Source organism: Marinobacter sp. MA (assembly GCF_048298425.1).
Taxonomy (GTDB): domain Bacteria; phylum Pseudomonadota; class Gammaproteobacteria; order Pseudomonadales; family Oleiphilaceae; genus Marinobacter; species Marinobacter salsuginis.
The window spans coordinates 3,378,405-3,394,767 of the sequence record NZ_CP103058.1; the positions used below are offsets into that span (position 1 = coordinate 3,378,405).

14 protein-coding genes are annotated in these 16,363 nt (G+C 58.5%); 3 read left to right on the forward strand and 11 right to left on the reverse strand.

The window, feature by feature from the left end; genetic code table 11:
• Positions 1-63 precede the first annotated feature (63 nt).
• Positions 64-1,038 (forward strand): NAD(P)H-dependent flavin oxidoreductase, encoded by a 975-nt coding sequence (locus NUW46_RS15730; RefSeq protein WP_418140633.1) that lies wholly within the window; start codon positions 64-66, stop codon positions 1,036-1,038.
• On the opposite strand, the gene NUW46_RS15735 is transcribed toward NUW46_RS15730, so the two are convergent.
• From NUW46_RS15735 to NUW46_RS15755, 5 genes are all read right to left on the reverse strand, one after another.
• Entirely contained in the window at positions 1,035-2,975 is a 1,941-nt protein-coding gene (locus NUW46_RS15735; protein ID WP_418140634.1) for a methyl-accepting chemotaxis protein, read from the reverse strand. The two genes, NUW46_RS15730 and NUW46_RS15735, sit on opposite strands and share 4 nt — an antisense overlap.
• A 127-nt stretch (positions 2,976-3,102) precedes the next feature.
• Positions 3,103-4,620, reverse strand: coding sequence for a DUF5666 domain-containing protein (locus NUW46_RS15740; RefSeq protein WP_418140635.1), 1,518 nt, complete (start codon positions 4,618-4,620; stop codon positions 3,103-3,105).
• Between the two features lie 40 nt (positions 4,621-4,660).
• Complete coding sequence (locus NUW46_RS15745; protein WP_418140636.1) at positions 4,661-5,062, reverse strand: hypothetical protein; 402 nt, start codon at positions 5,060-5,062, stop codon at positions 4,661-4,663.
• Positions 5,063-5,067: 5 nt separating this feature from the next.
• Positions 5,068-5,916 carry a DUF6502 family protein gene (locus NUW46_RS15750; protein ID WP_418140637.1) on the reverse strand — a complete coding sequence of 283 codons (849 nt, stop codon included), beginning with the start codon at positions 5,914-5,916 and terminating at the stop codon, positions 5,068-5,070.
• Between the two features lie 82 nt (positions 5,917-5,998).
• Complete coding sequence (locus tag NUW46_RS15755; RefSeq protein ID WP_418140638.1) at positions 5,999-7,459, reverse strand: DUF5666 domain-containing protein; 1,461 nt, start codon at positions 7,457-7,459, stop codon at positions 5,999-6,001.
• Between the two features lie 205 nt (positions 7,460-7,664).
• Here NUW46_RS15755 and NUW46_RS15760 point away from each other — a divergent pair, with 205 nt between their 5' ends.
• Positions 7,665-7,838, forward strand: coding sequence for a DUF6435 family protein (locus NUW46_RS15760; RefSeq protein WP_104321698.1), 174 nt, complete (start codon positions 7,665-7,667; stop codon positions 7,836-7,838).
• Between the two features lie 12 nt (positions 7,839-7,850).
• On the opposite strand, the gene NUW46_RS15765 is transcribed toward NUW46_RS15760, so the two are convergent.
• On the reverse strand, positions 7,851-8,195 hold the full coding sequence (locus tag NUW46_RS15765) for a chaperone modulator CbpM (RefSeq protein WP_222465263.1): 345 nt from the start codon (positions 8,193-8,195) through the stop codon (positions 7,851-7,853).
• Between the two features lie 13 nt (positions 8,196-8,208).
• On the reverse strand, positions 8,209-9,180 hold the full coding sequence (locus NUW46_RS15770) for a DnaJ C-terminal domain-containing protein (RefSeq protein ID WP_418140639.1): 972 nt from the start codon (positions 9,178-9,180) through the stop codon (positions 8,209-8,211).
• 224 nt (positions 9,181-9,404) lie between these two features.
• Here NUW46_RS15770 and NUW46_RS15775 point away from each other — a divergent pair, with 224 nt between their 5' ends.
• Positions 9,405-10,613 (forward strand): MFS transporter, encoded by a 1,209-nt coding sequence (locus NUW46_RS15775; RefSeq protein WP_418140640.1) that lies wholly within the window; start codon positions 9,405-9,407, stop codon positions 10,611-10,613.
• A 2-nt stretch (positions 10,614-10,615) separates the two neighbouring features.
• Here NUW46_RS15775 and fba read toward each other — a convergent pair whose 3' ends face one another.
• The 4 genes from fba to tkt form a co-directional block, all read right to left on the reverse strand.
• A complete protein-coding gene (fba, locus tag NUW46_RS15780; RefSeq protein WP_209400328.1) occupies positions 10,616-11,680 on the reverse strand; it encodes a class II fructose-bisphosphate aldolase in 1,065 nt (354 codons plus the stop codon).
• A gap of 240 nt (positions 11,681-11,920) precedes the next feature.
• Positions 11,921-13,081: a phosphoglycerate kinase gene (locus NUW46_RS15785; protein ID WP_418140641.1), complete on the reverse strand. Its 1,161-nt coding sequence runs from the start codon at positions 13,079-13,081 to the stop codon at positions 11,921-11,923.
• A 29-nt stretch (positions 13,082-13,110) separates the two neighbouring features.
• Positions 13,111-14,142, reverse strand: a complete 1,032-nt coding sequence (gene gap, locus NUW46_RS15790; protein WP_069184426.1) for a type I glyceraldehyde-3-phosphate dehydrogenase — start codon at positions 14,140-14,142, stop codon at positions 13,111-13,113.
• Positions 14,142-16,142, reverse strand: coding sequence for a transketolase (gene tkt / locus NUW46_RS15795; protein WP_136630155.1), 2,001 nt, complete (start codon positions 16,140-16,142; stop codon positions 14,142-14,144). The genes gap and tkt overlap by 1 nt, the downstream gene beginning before the upstream one ends.
• Between the last annotated feature and the right edge of the window lie 221 nt (positions 16,143-16,363).

A 16,363-nucleotide genomic window follows, 5' to 3' on the forward strand; every position in this document is an offset into this window, starting at 1 on the left:
GGGCCAGGCACGCTAAGATCCTTTATATCCTACAAAAGTTCCAACAAAAATTAAGGAATCCTCATGCCGTTGCCCGCGTCCCTGAAAGACTCGCTCTCACTGCCCCTGGTGGCCGCCCCCATGTTTCTGATCTCTGGCCCGGAACTGGCGCTTGCCTGCTGCAAGCAGGGCATTGTTGGCAGTTTTCCGGCTTTGAACCAACGCACCAGCGAAGGCTTTGAAGACTGGCTCATCCAGATGAATGAGGAGTTGGATGCTTTTCGAAGCACGAATCCGGATGTAACAACGGCCCCCTATGCCGTGAATTTGATCGTGCACCGGACCAACCCCCGTTGGCAGGCGGACCTTGAGCTGTGCGTTAAACACAAGGTGCCCATCATCATTACTTCTCTGGGTGCCGCCAGCCAGGTGGTGGAAGCGGTTCACAGCTACGGCGGCGTGGTGTTCCACGACGTGACCAACCAGAAGCATGCCCGCAAGGCTGCAGAAGCGGGCGTCGACGGCATTATCGCCGTGGCGGCGGGTGCCGGTGGCCATGCGGGCACCATCAACCCGTTCGTGCTGGTGCATGAGATCCGGGAAGTCTTTGATGGCACGATTCTGCTGGCTGGGGGGCTATCACATGGTGAGGACCTGCTGGCGGCTCAGGCCCTGGGGGCGGACCTGGCCTATCTGGGCACCCGCTTTATCAACACCTTCGAGTCTCAGGCCGACGAGGCCTATCGGAACATGATCATTGAGGCGGTGTCTGGCGACATTATTCACACACCGGCGGTATCCGGCGTGCCCGCCAGCTTCATGCGCCAGAGCCTGGAAGCGGCTGGCTTCCCCATGGACAAGCTGAACCAGGCCGGCGAGATCAACTACGGGGAAAAGCTGAAGCCCATCGATGATGAAGCCAAGGCCTGGAAAACCGTCTGGTCTGCCGGCCAGGGCGTCAGCCAGATCCACGACGTGCTCACCGTCCCGGACCTGGTACGTCGACTGACCGACGAGTACAGAAGCGCCCGGGAACGCCTGCTATCTTCAGGCGCCTAAACCTGGAACTGTGAAGCTTTGTCCTTCAGCGAGGTCAGTGTCCGGGCAATCTGGCCGCTGGCCTCGTCGGAACGCTCAATGGCTTCGACCGTCTGACGGGAAGAGCCGGCAATATCGCTCACGCTCACACTGACTTCACTGGCGTGCCGGCCCTGCTCTTCCGCCACGGTTGAAATGGCCATGGCCCGATCCTGGAGGCTGCTGAGCAACTGGTTGATGCGATCGAAGTGTTCATCGGCCCTACGGAACTCCGAGGAGGATTCGGCCACCTGGCCCGACACCTCGCCAATGGCGCTGACCGCCTGCCGGCTGCCCTGCTGAAGGCGCTCGATGATGGACTGGATCTCGGTGGTGGATTCCTGGGTGCGGCTCGCCAGGGTGCGGACCTCATCGGCCACCACGGCAAAGCCCCGGCCGGATTCACCGGCGCGCGCGGCCTCAATAGCGGCGTTCAGAGCCAGCAAGTTGGTTTGCTCCGCGATGGAACCGATCACTGACAGCACCGATCCGATCTCCTTGCTCTGGTGGTCCAGTTGATTGACCGCGTCCACCGCCTGCTCAACGTTGCGCACCACCTGATCAAGCCGGTTCCGAACTTCCCGGGAAATGCCCGCGGTGGCCTCGCTCTCGGCACTGACGTTGCTGACCGAGCCGGCGATATCCTGGATGTTTTCTGCCACCTCGGAAATACTCCGGGACATGGCATCCATGGTGCCGGACACCTCAGCCACCTCCTGCTCCTGACGATTCACGGCGGAGACCGCACTGCGACTGATATCCCCCTGAGCCTGGGCCTGGCCAGCGGCCGATTCGGCCGACTCCTTGACGTCGGAAACCAGCTCCTGGATACGGGCAATGAACCGGTTCACACCCTGGGCCATTTCGGTGAGCTCATCCTTGCCTTTCATGGATACCCGGCGGGTAAGATCTGCCTCACCATCGGCAATTCCCCAGATCGCCGAGCTTAAACGGAAGACCCGTGGCAGCAATCCGCCACCCAGGACCAATGCAACGAGCAGGATAAGAATCACCACAGAGCCGATTGCGAGCATGCTGAGGTTGGCCGAAAGGCTTGAGGCTTCGGCATTCAGCGCTTCCACAGTGCTCTGGATTCTGGAGCGGGTATCGGAGTCCATGCCCGCCAGCTGCTGCTGAAGGCGCTGGTTCACCTGTTCGGTTTCCGCCTCCAGGGTGTCGCGAAGAGCGTCTATGCTACCGGTAATCGTGGCACTGAATTCTTCTTCCAGGGCGGCCAGATCCCGGTTAATGCCTTCCAGGGACAAACCCAGCTTAAGCTGACCAATAGCCGACCCCTGGGGAGCAATATCAGCGGTAATGATGACGACGTTGGGGTCACGGCTTGCCGCATCGAGGACCCGATTTGCCGCACCACGACCTTCCCCCTGCTCCATTAAGGTGCGTACCCGATCATCGGTGCGATCCACGTAGCGGGTCAGTCGCTCACCGTACTGGTCGTAATACACGGCGAACAAAACCGATTCACGAGCGTCGGCCAGCTCCACCAGATCAGTCAGGCGGGGGACATCACGATCCCAGATCAGCGGAGCTGCGACCGCAGCCAGCACATCGGCCAGGCCCTGGGCTTCGGCCATAACAGCGGTTCGAACGTTACCGGCGACGCGTTCCTGTTGGGCGGTTTGCTGGCGGGTGAGTTCGGCGGAGAGTTCTTCGGTGGTCTTCTGCCGCATGGTCTCCAGGCGGGTCCGGACATCCTCGCGGGTATCCCCAAACGAGGCGCTGACCTGCTTACTGCTCGCCTCAAGGGCTGACCCTGCGGTGTCGACCAGGCGCTCCACCTGGCTGGAAATCAACCACTGGCTGACCAGAACCTGGACAAGACCGGCAACGACCAGAACTATAAATACCGGCCGCAGAAGGCGGCTTGAGATCAGCCGCCTGATAAAACTGAGTGACATACGGACTCCGCTAGCATGTGTACTTCATGCATCCTGCACAGTCGGCAACAGCGTCCCTGCTTGGCTTGTCCGTATGTATAGCAAAACCCGGGCCTGAATAGCGCGCTTTTATGCACGGGTTTTGTAGTTAATCGTCATCGTTCTCTTCGAGATCAATTTCGTCGGCGATGAAGTCGTTCCCGTTCTTCGAATATTCAACTTCGAGAATCAAAACCTCCCCATCATCGAAACGATCAATGATCTCACTCTGAGGATTACTGTCGTAAGCGCCTGGTCCGGCATCGATCAATACGCCGAGAACAGTGATGGTGCTTGGGGTGATGTTCGTGAGCCTGCCTTCAAGCTCGTAAAGGTTTAGATCATCAACGTCTGCAACTTCGTCGTCGACTTCTACTTTCAATGCTTCAATGAAGACGTCTACACCCTGCTCTTTCTCAATGCCCTCAACCTCAACGGTTGTGGTGCCAATTGGAAGAGCCTGGAGTGAGGTACCGGAGCCATCCTCAACGGTGAAGACTGTCGTCGAGGAAACCCGAACTTCAACACCACCGATAAAGAAAACATTGTCAGTTGGAGTAGAAACCACTCCCTTCACCTTCGCATTACCGTCCCGAAGTTCAATTTCCTCAGCCTCAACAACCGTATCCGAGAGGAAATGCCCCTCTACCTGAATCAGGAGTCCTTCGGTAAGTTCGTCGAGCGTAATGCTGTCATCCAGTTCGGTCGCATCTGTTACCCGAACGGTCAGGCCTCCCATCGTAAACTCACCCGGCCGAGAGCCAGCTCCGGAAGGTGTGTAGGAAGCATCAATGACTGCCGTGAATTCGATATCGTCGGCACTGTTGCGACTGAAGCGTCGGGCGTCGTCCCGGTCAATCGTAGTTGCTATCAGCGTAGTCCCGTTGAGTTCCCCCTCAACTTCCAGGGCGGTGGCGTTTTCCAGGTCTGCCTCTGTAAGTCCGGAGCCAAAGCTGACATTGTTTTCATCGTATTGAACAGTGATCGTTCCAATCGTGAATTCGTTCAGGTTGGTATCCACAGTGAGCACACTGCCTTCCAACTCGACATTGGTCAGATCCGGATCGATTATCTGGATATAGCCAGCCCGATAGGAGCCATCGGACTGGCGCCAGGCACTGACTCGAACATGATCGTTTATCGGCTGCTCGCTGAGCAGTGCAGCGTATGTTGTGCCGCGCACCACCGTCTGGCGATCTACTCGCACTGACTGCCCCATGACTGAGAGAGTAACGAAGTCACCGGCACCACTCGGATCAGCAGTCACCTGACCTACCGGACCACGCAATGTATCGTCGTAACTGAGCTTCTCAGCGGTTCCCGTACCATCATCACGCCATTCGCCTTCGACCCTGAGGATCATTCCCTCGCTCAGCAAGCTCTCAGCGGTGATGCCATCGTCGCTTTCGACTTCCCGGTTCGGAATGTCATCGGTGCTGAACTCGACGCCATTAACGAACACACTGCCGAACCCGGAAACCGGCCCGACACTGGACCCGGTACCGCGTATACCACCATCGGCAACATCCAGCCCTCCCCCGCCCGCGCCACCACAGGCGGAAATCACCCCGAAGGCCACGGTTCCGGCGGCCAGCCCGATAACACGATTGCGGATGTGCCGTTTCATAATTGATCTCTCCATACCCGGCATTCCTGGCCGGACTTTATTAAATAGCATCATTGAAGCGCCTGCGGGGAATTTCATCCTCGGATTCATGAACCTGGCCAACTCGGGATGCCCCCGTAAGCCACGGCTGCGCTGGCGCATAGACACTTCGCCTCAGCATGAGGTAACCACTATCCAGGGGCTCGACCACACCCTTGCGAAGCAGTTCATTGAGAACCACCGTGGGGGCGAAATCAGGATTGGTCGCTTGCACCAGATTGCGGAAAGAATTCGTTGCGTGATTGTCCATCAACAGCATGACAGGGTCGTGATGCTCATCGAGAAAATCGCTGGAGCTGATCCACGAACGAATCACCTGTCGGGAAGATGCAGAAAGTATTGTGCTTGCAAGCTCCGTGGGCTCCCAGCGACAAACAATGTTCGGTGGCCTCGTGAGACTCATAGCACTCAATCTCCTTTCGGCTCTTTACCGGCACGCTCTTCAAAGAAGAAGATGCTGACGCCGGTGCGGACCGGATCCCCGGATTCACTGCCAGACTTTTGCCCTGAGATATCGCGATCATGGGGACCAAGCCATTTGTCCAGCTGTTCCAGCAGTGCCTGGGACTGGGCAGCGGCATGCTTGCGCCAGCGCTCCATCACTTCCGGAGGGATGTTGTTGTAGGTCAGGGTTCTCTGGAACAGCGGTGGCTGCCCGGATTCTTCACTGACCAGATTATGATCAATCGTCGCTATGAGATCTGATACGTCTTCACCGAATATCTGGAGCATTTCCTCGCTGTCTCCAGCCGGTACATAGGCCCTTTGCTGCAGGATCAGCCGGCCCGATTCGCCGTCTATCGACACCACGCCGACCCGAAGCAGTTCATCCAGCACGGCGCGGGGCGGCATATCACCGCTGTAGCGCTTGACCAGTTCACTGAAACTGCTCGATCCGTCGAAAGACAGCATGGCTGGCTCTCCGTCTTCAGCCTGGAAACCAGCATCGTGGACCCAACCTGAGACCACCCGGGACGCCCGGTTGGCATGAATGACATCGCGGCTCCCGGCATCTTCCCCTGCCAGGATTTCCCGCTGGCGTTTTACTTCCTTACGGGTCAGCCCGGTCATAACCGCAGCCCGAGAATCCGTGGGCTTTCGGCGGCCGTCGGCAAAGTCTTCCAGGGCGGCTTCCACGTAGGCACGTTTCACCAGCTCCGAGAACTCACCGAAGGGTATGCCGTTCCGCAAGAGCAACCTCGCCAGAGGGCGCAGAATGCGGAACAGCGCTTGATGCAGGGGGTTGGTCTTTTTCATGTTTGGGATTGTATTCCCATAGCGACTTCGAAAGCCAGGAGTCGGGCCGACAACCGTCTGGCCCGCACCCTCGGCTCACTGGTCAATCATCATCACTGTCGTCGTCACTGTCGTCGTCGACTTCAACATTATCGGTCAGTTCATACTGACCACCGCTGGTCTGGCGGTAATCGATTTCCACTTCATCACCAACCTGGGCGCCTGAAAAGCTGTAGCCGTTGCGGAGCACCTCAAGATTCATGATGGTGATCGACTCGGCGCCGATCGCAGTCACCCGTGCTTCGAGTTCAAAATCGTCATCATCGTCGTCATCCTCACGCTCGATGCTGAGGGCTTCGAGGAATCCGCCCTCACTGCTGCGCTGGCGGCCTTCAATCTCGAGATAGTCACCCACCTGCAGGCTCTGGACGTCCTGAACTCGACTGCGACGGTCATCGTCATCATCATCGTCGTCATCGATCAGGGTATTGCTGGTGAGCTGAACCCGAACGCCACTGACGAGCATGGATTCATTGGCCAGATCAATGGACTCGATACGGCCATCCAGCTCTGCGTCGGACTCCCGGCCTTCGATTTCTTCAGCCACCAGGACGCCTTCGCGGAAATCCCCTTCCACTTTCACAAACAGGCCATCGGCGAGGCTGCTCTCGCGGAGATCGTCGAACTCGGTGCCGCCGTTAATCTGAACTCGTACCCCATTTATCGAGAACTGACGGCTGGCAGAGTCATAGTCGTAAATGCTTCCGGAGATTTCGACATCATTGTCATCGTCGAATAGGTCGTCCTCGTCGTCGATTTCCTCGGCCATGATGGTATTGCCGTCCAGGTAGCCTTCCACTTCCACCACGATTCCATCTGCCAGATCATCCAGGGAGAAGTCGTCATCGCCGACAGCACTGGTGTAATCGATCAGGAAACCGTTGATGGTGAAAGTTTCTGCGCTTGTATCCAGGTTCGCGACAACGCCTTCAATTTCCACTTCGTTGTCGTCATCGAAATCGAGGCCGATGGCACGAGCGCCAACAAAGCTGGCCCGGAAGCTGCCATCCTCCAGGCGCCAGGCGCTGACCCTTACCCGATATCCCTGGGGATTGCCGGCGAGAGCCGTCGGGGTGGCGCCGCGGAAGACCGTTTTGCCGTCCAATGAGATAGTCTGGCCCAGCATCGTCAGGCTTCCGGTGCGAGTCACCTCGTCCCAGCTCATACCGGAAATCGGGCCGCGCAGGGTATCGTCATAGCTGACCCTGTCGGCCCGGCCCTGGCCACGGTCATCCCAGTTGCCCTCAACTTTCAGGATCATGCCCTTTTCAAGCTGATCCTCGCGTTCCAGGCCGTCATCGCTGCTAACGCTCCCACTGGTTTCAAAGCGAGTACCGTTAACGTAAACACTGCCGAAGCCGGAAACCGCCCCGACACTGGTGCCCGATGAGGTGCCACTGGTAGAGGTGTCTTCCGAGCCACCGCCACCACAAGCGGCGAGGGCACCGGCCAGAGCCCCTGTCATGGCCAACTTCACTGCGATTGTTAAAGGTTTGCGATTCATCGTTCTTCTCCAGGCTTGTTATTGCGTCCGCGGGCAGTCACCGAGAACCACCCAAACCCTGATTGGGATTATTTTCCCAAAACATTATTTGGGAATTTAATCCCATATTTTCGAGCTGTCCAGTTTTTGATCATGAAAATTTTGTGAACTTTATGGGGCAGAGAGCGTAAAGCTCTGAACAGTCAGCCAAAACAGGGTCATCACCATGCTGGGATTTTTGAAAGGCGATCCGAAGAAAAAACTGCAGAAGGAATACGAGGCCAAACTTGCCAAAGCACTGGATGCCCAGCGCAACGGCGATTTGAGAACTCACGGTACGCTTATGGAAGAGGCGGAAAAAATCTACGCCGAGATTCAGGCGCTGGAAGAAAAGAAGTAAGCGGGGGAGCGTTTACTCCCCCATCAATTGCCGGATGCGATGATTGAGACGGCCCACTTCCCGACGCATTTCCTCCACCTCGTCGAGCAACTCCAGTGACATGGCCAGACCGGGCAGATTCATTTTCAGGTCCCGCTGCAGCCTCTGGGCCTTGCGCAACCGGCTCAGGGCGACGACATCGAACTCCCATTGCCGTGCTTCCGGTGACTCCTCAACCGGGGCAATGATGCCGTAGTCCACCAGCTTGATGACAAACTCTGCATGGCACTCACCGCGCTCGCAGATTTCACGCAGGGTGAAGGTGCTGCCATCCTGATCGAGCACCTCGACCGTCAGAATATGATCTTGCTTGCTCATACCTTACTCCCGCTCACACGTGAAGCTTGCTGCGTGGATTGAAGTTCTTCTCGGCCTCCGCAAGTTGCTCGTAGAGCTTCTCCGCTTCGGCGCTGTGTTTCTCGGGCATGGCGATCTGCAGGATAACAATCTGATCACCCGGATGTTTGCCCGGAAAGCCCTTGCCTTTGAGCCGAAGCTTACGGCCACTGGTGGAACCTTTGGGCACTTTCACATTCACCTTCGAGCCAACAGTCGGCACCGTCACCGTTGCCCCCAGAGCCGCTTCCCACGGCGCTATCGGCACAGTCACCATGACATCCCGGCCCTCCACGGAAAAATGGGGATGCGGCGCAAACTCGACTTCGATGAACAGATCACCCGGCTCTCCGCCGCCAATACCCGGCGAGCCCTGGCCCCTAAGGCGGATATTCTGGCCCTCGCGCATGCCGGCGGGAATCTTCACTTTCAGGGTCTTTTGCCGGGGAATCACCCGGCCATGCTCATCAGTCTCATGGACCGCGAAAGACACCTGTTTTTCACAGCCATGAAACGCCTCTTCCAGGAACAGCGCAATCCTGGCGTGCACGTCCTCACCACGCATTCTCATGTTCTGGCGGAAACCGCCGCCACCGAAGCCACCGGAAAAGCCGCCGCGACGGCCGCCACCGAAGATCTCCTCGAAGAAGTCGCTGAACTGGCGGGCGTCGGCTTCGGTGTAACCACCGCCACCGAAGCCGGATGCGCTTTGCCAACCCGGGGGCGGCTGGAAGGAGCCATCCGCTCTGGCGCCGTACTTGCGCAGCTGATCGTATTCTGCCCGTTTCTCAGGATCTTTCAGTACTTCGTAAGCTTCACCAACATCCTTGAATTTGGTGTCCGCATCTTCCTCCTTGCTGACATCCGGATGGTACTTCCGCGCCAGCTTCCGGTAGGCCTTTTTAATCTCCTCGGCGGAGGCAGACTCACTCACACCGAGTACGGCGTAATAGTCTTTGAAGTCCATGGCACTCCTCGTTACTGATCATCATGGTGATCAACAATTGATCTCAGTTACCTATAGTTGACGCTGGCAGCGAAATTACAAGCACCCGGTGCTGCGCAGTTGCGGTAGATCAAACACGTGAGAGCTTGTGACCCACCCCACTGTGATAATTCGTATGGCATCTCGTTCCGGTAGAGGTGAGAATTACCGGTTTTACTCTTTAAACCAGCGCCAGGGAGAGCTTTTTGAGTAGCGAACCAGCCACACGACTCCGGATTTTCCTGATCGAATTCGCATTGGCACTTGGTGGATTTGCCATCGGTACCGGTGAATTCGCCATCATGGGTCTGATGCCAAATGTGTCGCAGGATCTCGGCGTCACGGAGCCACAGGTGGGACATCTGATCAGCGCCTATGCGTTGGGGGTTGTCGTGGGCGCGCCACTGCTGGCCGTGATCGGAGCCCGCTTTTTCCGGCGCCAGCTGCTGATCTGGCTGATGGCCTTTTATGCGGCAGGGAATCTGGCGAGCGCCCTGGCGGAAGACTACACCGGGGTCATGATTGCCCGATTTGTAGCCGGCCTCCCTCACGGGGCGTATTTCGGCGTTGCCTGCCTGGTGGCGGCGTCCCTGGTTCCAGTCCATCAACGGGCAAAAGCGGTCAGCCGCGTCATGATGGGGCTGACGCTGGCGCTGCTACTGGGCAACCCCATGGCCGCCTGGATGGGGCAGTCTCTGGACTGGCGTTACGTGTACATGTTCGTGGGGCTCATTTCCGTACTCACGCTGACCATGGTGATTTCGGTGTTGCCAACTGATCCGCAGGAACAACGGAAGGGAGCATTCAGCGAGATTCGCGCGTTCAACCGCGCCGGCATCTGGTTCGCCCTGGCGATCGGCGCCATCGGTTTCTCGGGTATGTTTGCCGTGTTCAGCTACCTGGCGCCGACACTGCTGGAAGTCACACAAGTTGAAGAGTACTGGATTCCCCTGGCATTGGCCGTGTTCGGGCTCGGCGGCTTCACCGGCAACCTGCTGGGCGGCTGGTTGTTCGATCGCCTGGGGTTCCGGGCGGTCGGCGTCATCCTGTTGCTGAGCGCCTGCATCCTGGTGGTATTCCCCTCCACCACCGGCACGCTTCCGATACTGCTGGTTGCCTGTTTCCTGATCGCCATGATGGGCGCCCTGGGCCCGGCGCTGCAGACCCATCTGATGGATGTGGCGCACGGCGCCCAGAACCTGGCAGCCGCCTCTCACCATGCTGCCTTCAATGTTGCCAACGCCCTTGGGCCCTGGCTGGCAGGCATGGCTATCACCGCTGGTTTCGGCTGGTCTTCGACAGGCTATGTCGGGGCCACGACGGCAACCATCGGTCTACTCATTTTCCTTGCGGCCTGGCGCTACAAACAAAAAGGCCTCCGCAATGCGGAGGCTGATTCGGTTCCAGTCTCTTAAGCTTACTTGACCTTGGGATCCAGCTCGCCAGAGGCGTAACGCTCGAACATGCGCTCGAGGTTAACCGGCTTGATCTTGCTGGCGTTGCCGGCACAACCGAAGGCTTCGTAGCGTGCAACGCACACGTCGGTCATGGCCTTCATGGTTTCCTTGAGGAATTTGCGCGGGTCGAACTCGGCCGGGTTTTCGGCCAGGAAGCGACGGACGGCGCCAGTGCTGGCCAGACGCAGGTCGGTGTCGATGTTGACCTTGCGCACGCCGTGCTTGATGCCCTCTACGATTTCTTCAACCGGCACACCATAGGTTTCCGGAATCTCGCCACCGTATTCGTTGATGATCTTCAGCCATTCCTGGGGTACGGAGCTGGAGCCGTGCATAACCAAGTGGGTGTCCGGGATGCGGGCGTGGATGGCTTTGATCTGGTCGATGGCCAGGATGTCGCCCGTCGGCGGACGGGTGAACTTGTAGGCGCCGTGGCTGGTGCCGATGGCAATGGCCAGGGCATCAACGTGGGTTTTCTTGACGAAGTCCGCCGCTTCTTCCGGGTCGGTCAGCATCTGGCTGTGGTCCAGGGTGCCTTCGGCACCGATGCCGTCTTCTTCACCGGCCTGGCCGGTTTCGAGGGAGCCCAGGCAACCAAGCTCGCCTTCTACGGAGACACCACAGGCGTGGGCCATTTCAACCGTGCGACGGGTAACGTCGACATTGTATTCGTAATCGGTGGGGGTTTTGCCATCTTCACCGAGGGAGCCGTCCATCATCACGGAGCTGAAGCCCAGCTGGATGGAGCGCTGGCACACGGACGGGCTGGTGCCATGGTCCTGGTGCATGACCACCGGGATGTGCGGGAATTCTTCGATGGCCGCCAGGATCAGGTGGCGCAGGAAGGGGGCGCCAGCGTACTTACGAGCACCGGCGGAGGCCTGGACAATTACCGGGGAGTCGGTTTTGTCGGCGGCTTCCATGATGGCGCGCATCTGTTCCAGGTTGTTGACGTTAAAGGCTGGCACACCGTAACCATGCTCGGCGGCGTGATCCAGCATTTGCCGCATCGAAATCAGGGCCATGGGTCGTCTCCTTCATTTGGACTATGGGTAGTTGAATTCTGTTTCTGTGCAGGACTCGTCTGGTTTGGCCTGGGAGTCTGCTGCGGCAGGTGGGGGAACCCTTCCCGGGACACGCTGTTAATACGTCCCTGTACGCTTGACTGCAGCATCCATGCTGCAGACAGTCCCGGGAAGCGATCCTCCACCTGCCTTGCGATTCTGGTCTTGTTGTAGGGCCCGATCAGAACCGCTTCTGTTTGTTTACTCGCCGCGTTCTTCCAATACCGCTACTGCCGGGAGTGTCTTGCCTTCTACGAATTCCAGGAAAGCGCCACCACCGGTGGAGATATACGAGATTTTGTCAGCAACGCCGTACTTGTCAACGGCGGCGACGGTGTCACCACCGCCGGCGAGGGAGAAGGCGTCACTTTCGGCGATGGCTTCGGCCAGGGCTTTGGTGCCGTTGCCGAACTGGTCGAATTCGAAGACGCCAACCGGGCCATTCCACAGGATGGTTTTGGCGTTTTTCAGCAACTGGGCGAATTCGCCAGCGGTTTCCGGGCCGACGTCGAGGATCATGTCGTCGTCGGTGACGTCGGAGATGTTCTTGACGGTGGCGGTGGCGGTCTCGGCGAATTCGCTGGCAACAACCACGTCGACCGGCAGCGGGATTTCAACGCGGCTGGCGATGTCTTTGGCGGTATCTATCAAATCGTGCTCACACAGGGATTTGCCCACCGGGTGACCGGCCGCTGCCAGGAAGGTGTTGGCGATGCCGCCGCCGACAATGATCTGGTCGCAAACTTTCTCCAGGGCGTTGAGCACGTCCAGTTTGGTAGAAACCTTGGAGCCGCCAACAATGGCAACCACCGGTTTGGCCGGGTTATCCAGGGCTTTGCCCAGGGCTTCCAGTTCCGCCGCCAGCAGGGGGCCGGCGCAGGCTTCGGGGGCGAATTTGGCAACGCCGTGGGTGGAGGCCTGGGCGCGGTGGGCGGTGCCGAAGGCGTCCATCACGTAGACGTCGCACAGGGCCGCGTATTTCTTGGCGAGGTCTTCGTTGTCTTTCTTTTCGCCCTTGTTGAAGCGGACGTTTTCGAACAGGACGACTTCGCCATCGGCCACTTCAACGCCGTCCAGATAGTCCTTGATCAGGCGAACTTCCTGACCCAGTACTTTGGTCAGGTGATCGGCAACAGGCTTCATGGAGGAAGCTTCGTCGTACACGCCTTCTTCCGGACGGCCCAGGTGGGACATCAGCATGACTTTGGCGCCGGCGTCTTTGGCGGCCTTGATGGTCGGCAGTGACGCGCGGATGCGAGCGTCGCTGGAGACTTTGCCGTCCTTGACCGGCACGTTCAGGTCTTCGCGGATCAGCACTCGCTTGCCGGCGAGGTTGAGGTCGGTCATTCTTTTGATGGCCATAACGTTCGTCCCTTCAACAAAATTTCAGATTAAGAATGTTTGGTTAACCAGCTTTTGCTGACATCGAGCATCCGGTTCGCGAACCCCCACTCATTGTCGAACCAGCACAGTACTTTCACCATGGTGCCCCCGGTTACCCGGGTCTGGCCGCCGTCCACCACGCCGGAATGGGCGTCGTGGTTGAAATCGGAGCTTGCCAGCAGTTCGTCGGTGTAGCCGAGTATGCTCTTCAACGGGCCATTGGCGGCCTCTTTTAGCAGGCTGTTCACCGCTGCCACATCGGTGCTCTTGCGCACATTCACCACCATGTCGATGGCGGACACGTTCATGGTCGGTACCCTCATGGCCACCGAGCTGAACTTGCCTTCCATGTTGGGCAGCAGCCGCTCGATACCCTTGGCGAGACCAGTTTCCACCGGGACGATGTTGTGCAGGGCACTTCGAGTGCGCCGCAGATCCTGATGGTGGTAGGCATCGATGACCGGCTGGTCGTTCATGGCGGCATGGATAGTTGTGGTGCTGCCCTGCTCCACACCAAACGCGTCGTCCAGCACTTTGATCACCGGAACGAGGCAGTTGGTGGTGCATGAGGCGGCGGCCACGATCACATCATCAGCTGTGAGATCGGCGTGGTTCACACCGTAGACCACGGTGCGGTCTACATCTGACTCGGCCGGCTGCGAGAACAGCAGCTGTTTGGCGCCAGAATCGATATGTTTCTGGGCCGTGGCGCGATCTGAGAAGGCGCCGGAACATTCCAGTACCAGATCGACATCAAGCAGCCGCCAGGGCAGTTCTGCCGGGTCAGCATGACTCAACACGCGGATCGCATCGCCATTGACCATGAGATCCTGGCCCGATACCGAAATATCACCCTGAAAACGACCGTGGGTGGAATCGTATCGGGTCAGGTGGGCAATGGTGTCGATATCCGACAACTCGTTAATCGCGACCACCTGCAGGTGGTCGCGGAAGCCGTTTTCATAAAGCGCACGCAACACGCACTGGCCGATTCGGCCGTACCCGTTGATGGCGACACGAAAAGGCGCAGAGTCTGTCATCAGGCGTCCAGCAGCTCAGCCGCCACTTCCAGGACATTGTCCACGGTAAAGCCGAATTCCTTGAACAGTTCGCCAGCAGGGGCAGACTCACCAAAGGTGGTCATACCGATGATGCGACCGTCCAGGCCAACGTACTTGTACCAGTAGTCGGCAATGCCGGCTTCGATGGCGATGCGGTTGGTCACGTCCAGCGGCAGAACCTGCTGCTTGTACTCAGCGCTCTGGGCGTCGAACACATCGGTGGACGGCATGGAAACAACGCGCACCTTCTTGCCCTGCTCCCGCAGCTTGGCAGCGGCGTCCTGGGCCAGGGCCACTTCGGAACCGGTGGCAATCAGGATCAGATCCGGAGTGCCCTCGCTGTCGGAGAGGATGTAGGCGCCTTTAGCCACGTCAGCCAGTTGCTGGGCGTCGCGATCCTGGGCCGGCAGGCCCTGACGGGAGAACACCATGGCGGTCGGGCCATCTTTGCGCTCCAGTGCGGCTTTCCAGGCCACCGCAGATTCAACGGTGTCAGCAGGACGCCACATGCTCATGTTGGGCGTGGTGCGCAGGCTGGCCATCTGCTCGATCGGCTGGTGTGTCGGGCCGTCTTCGCCCAGGCCGATGGAATCGTGAGTGAACACGAAGATGGAACGCTGCTTCATGAGCGCGGCCATGCGCACGGCGTTACGGCAGTATTCCATGAAGATCAGGAAGGTCGCACCGTAGGGCACGAAACCGCCGTGCAGGGCGATGCCGTTCATGATGGCGGCCATGCCGAATTCACGAACACCGTAGTAAATGTAGTTACCGCTGGCATCTTCCTTGGTAAGGCCCTTGGTGTCGGACCAGATGGTCAGGTTGGAACCAGCCAGGTCGGCAGAGCCGCCCATCAGTTCCGGCAGCAGTGGGCCGTAGGCATTCAGGGTGTTCTGGGAAGCCTTGCGGGAAGCCACGGTCTCGGCCTTGTCCTGGCATTCCTGGATGTAGGCCTGGGCCTTCTCGGCAAAATCGGCAGGCAGGTCGCCGGCCATGCGGCGCTTGAATTCTGCGGCAAGCTCCGGCTCGGCCTTCTCGTAGGCGGCGAACTTCTGCTCCCACTCGGACTGGGCTGCGGCGCCTTTCTCACGCGCATTCCAGGCACTGGCAATGTCGGCCGGGATTTCGAACGGGCCGTGCTGCCAGCCCAGTTGCTCGCGGGTCAGGGTGATTTCGTCGTCACCCAGGGGAGCCCCGTGACAGCTTTCCTTGCCCTGCTTGTTCGGGGAACCGAAGCCGATGATGGTCTTGCAGCAGATCAGGGTGGGCTGATCGGTGTTGGCCCGGGCTGCTTCGATAGCAGCGCGGATGGCATCGGCGTCGTGGCCGTCGACGGCGGGAATCACCTGCCAGCCGTAGGACTCGAAACGCTGCGGGGTGTTATCGGTGAACCAGCCTTCAACCTCGCCATCGATGGAGATGCCGTTATCGTCATAGAAGAACACCAGTTTGCCGAGACCGAGGGTGCCGGCCAGGGACGCTACTTCATGGGAGATGCCTTCCATGAGGCAGCCGTCGCCGAGGAATGCGTAGGTGTAGTGATCAACGATCTCGTGACCCGGGCGGTTGAACTGAGCCGCCAGGGACTTTTCGGCAATGGCGAAACCAACGGCGTTGGCGATCCCCTGCCCAAGCGGACCGGTGGTGGTTTCAATGCCCGGCGTATAGCCGTACTCGGGATGGCCCGGCGTCTTGGAGTGCAGCTGACGGAAGTTCTTGATGTCGTCGATGGAAACGTCGTAACCGCTCAGGTGCAGTAGGGAGTACTGCAGCATGGAGCCATGACCGTTGGACAGCACAAAGCGGTCACGGTTGGCCCACTGAGGGTTGGCCGGGTTGTGGCTCAGGTAATCGTTCCACAGAACCTCGGCGATATCCGCCATACCCATGGGCGCACCCGGGTGGCCGGACTTGGCTTTCTGAACCGCATCCATGCTCAGCGCGCGAATGGCGTTGGCGAGATCTTTACGAGACGGCATTGACGTTTCTCCAGTGTTTTGCAGGAAAAGAATTCGTAGTGATTAAAGGGCGATCAAAATGAGGCGCGTATTTTCGCCGATTAGTGTGTGCCGGGGCAAATCGGCATACGCCTGTTTCACGATTGTTTGCCTGTGGATTTCCGAAAGGGTCTGATTTCAAAGAATGATAAATCTATATCAAAATTTTTTGATATGCCTATTGATTGGCCACCCGAAGCACC

Coding starts and splice junctions, on each gene's coding strand:
- tkt (WP_136630155.1), bottom strand. CDS start 16,142: ATGCCGTCTCGTAAAGATCTCGCCAACGCCATTCGCGCGCTGAGCATG.
- NUW46_RS15750 (WP_418140637.1), bottom strand. CDS start 5,916: ATGAAAAAGACCAACCCCCTGCATCAAGCGCTGTTCCGCATTCTGCGC.
- NUW46_RS15765 (WP_222465263.1), bottom strand. CDS start 8,195: ATGAGCAAGCAAGATCATATTCTGACGGTCGAGGTGCTCGATCAGGAT.
- NUW46_RS15760 (WP_104321698.1), top strand. CDS start 7,665: ATGCTGGGATTTTTGAAAGGCGATCCGAAGAAAAAACTGCAGAAGGAA.
- NUW46_RS15770 (WP_418140639.1), bottom strand. CDS start 9,180: ATGGACTTCAAAGACTATTACGCCGTACTCGGTGTGAGTGAGTCTGCC.
- NUW46_RS15730 (WP_418140633.1), top strand. CDS start 64: ATGCCGTTGCCCGCGTCCCTGAAAGACTCGCTCTCACTGCCCCTGGTG.
- NUW46_RS15785 (WP_418140641.1), bottom strand. CDS start 13,081: ATGGCCATCAAAAGAATGACCGACCTCAACCTCGCCGGCAAGCGAGTG.
- gap (WP_069184426.1), bottom strand. CDS start 14,142: ATGACAGACTCTGCGCCTTTTCGTGTCGCCATCAACGGGTACGGCCGA.
- fba (WP_209400328.1), bottom strand. CDS start 11,680: ATGGCCCTGATTTCGATGCGGCAAATGCTGGATCACGCCGCCGAGCAT.
- NUW46_RS15755 (WP_418140638.1), bottom strand. CDS start 7,459: ATGAATCGCAAACCTTTAACAATCGCAGTGAAGTTGGCCATGACAGGG.
- NUW46_RS15745 (WP_418140636.1), bottom strand. CDS start 5,062: ATGAGTCTCACGAGGCCACCGAACATTGTTTGTCGCTGGGAGCCCACG.
- NUW46_RS15735 (WP_418140634.1), bottom strand. CDS start 2,975: ATGTCACTCAGTTTTATCAGGCGGCTGATCTCAAGCCGCCTTCTGCGG.
- NUW46_RS15740 (WP_418140635.1), bottom strand. CDS start 4,620: ATGAAACGGCACATCCGCAATCGTGTTATCGGGCTGGCCGCCGGAACC.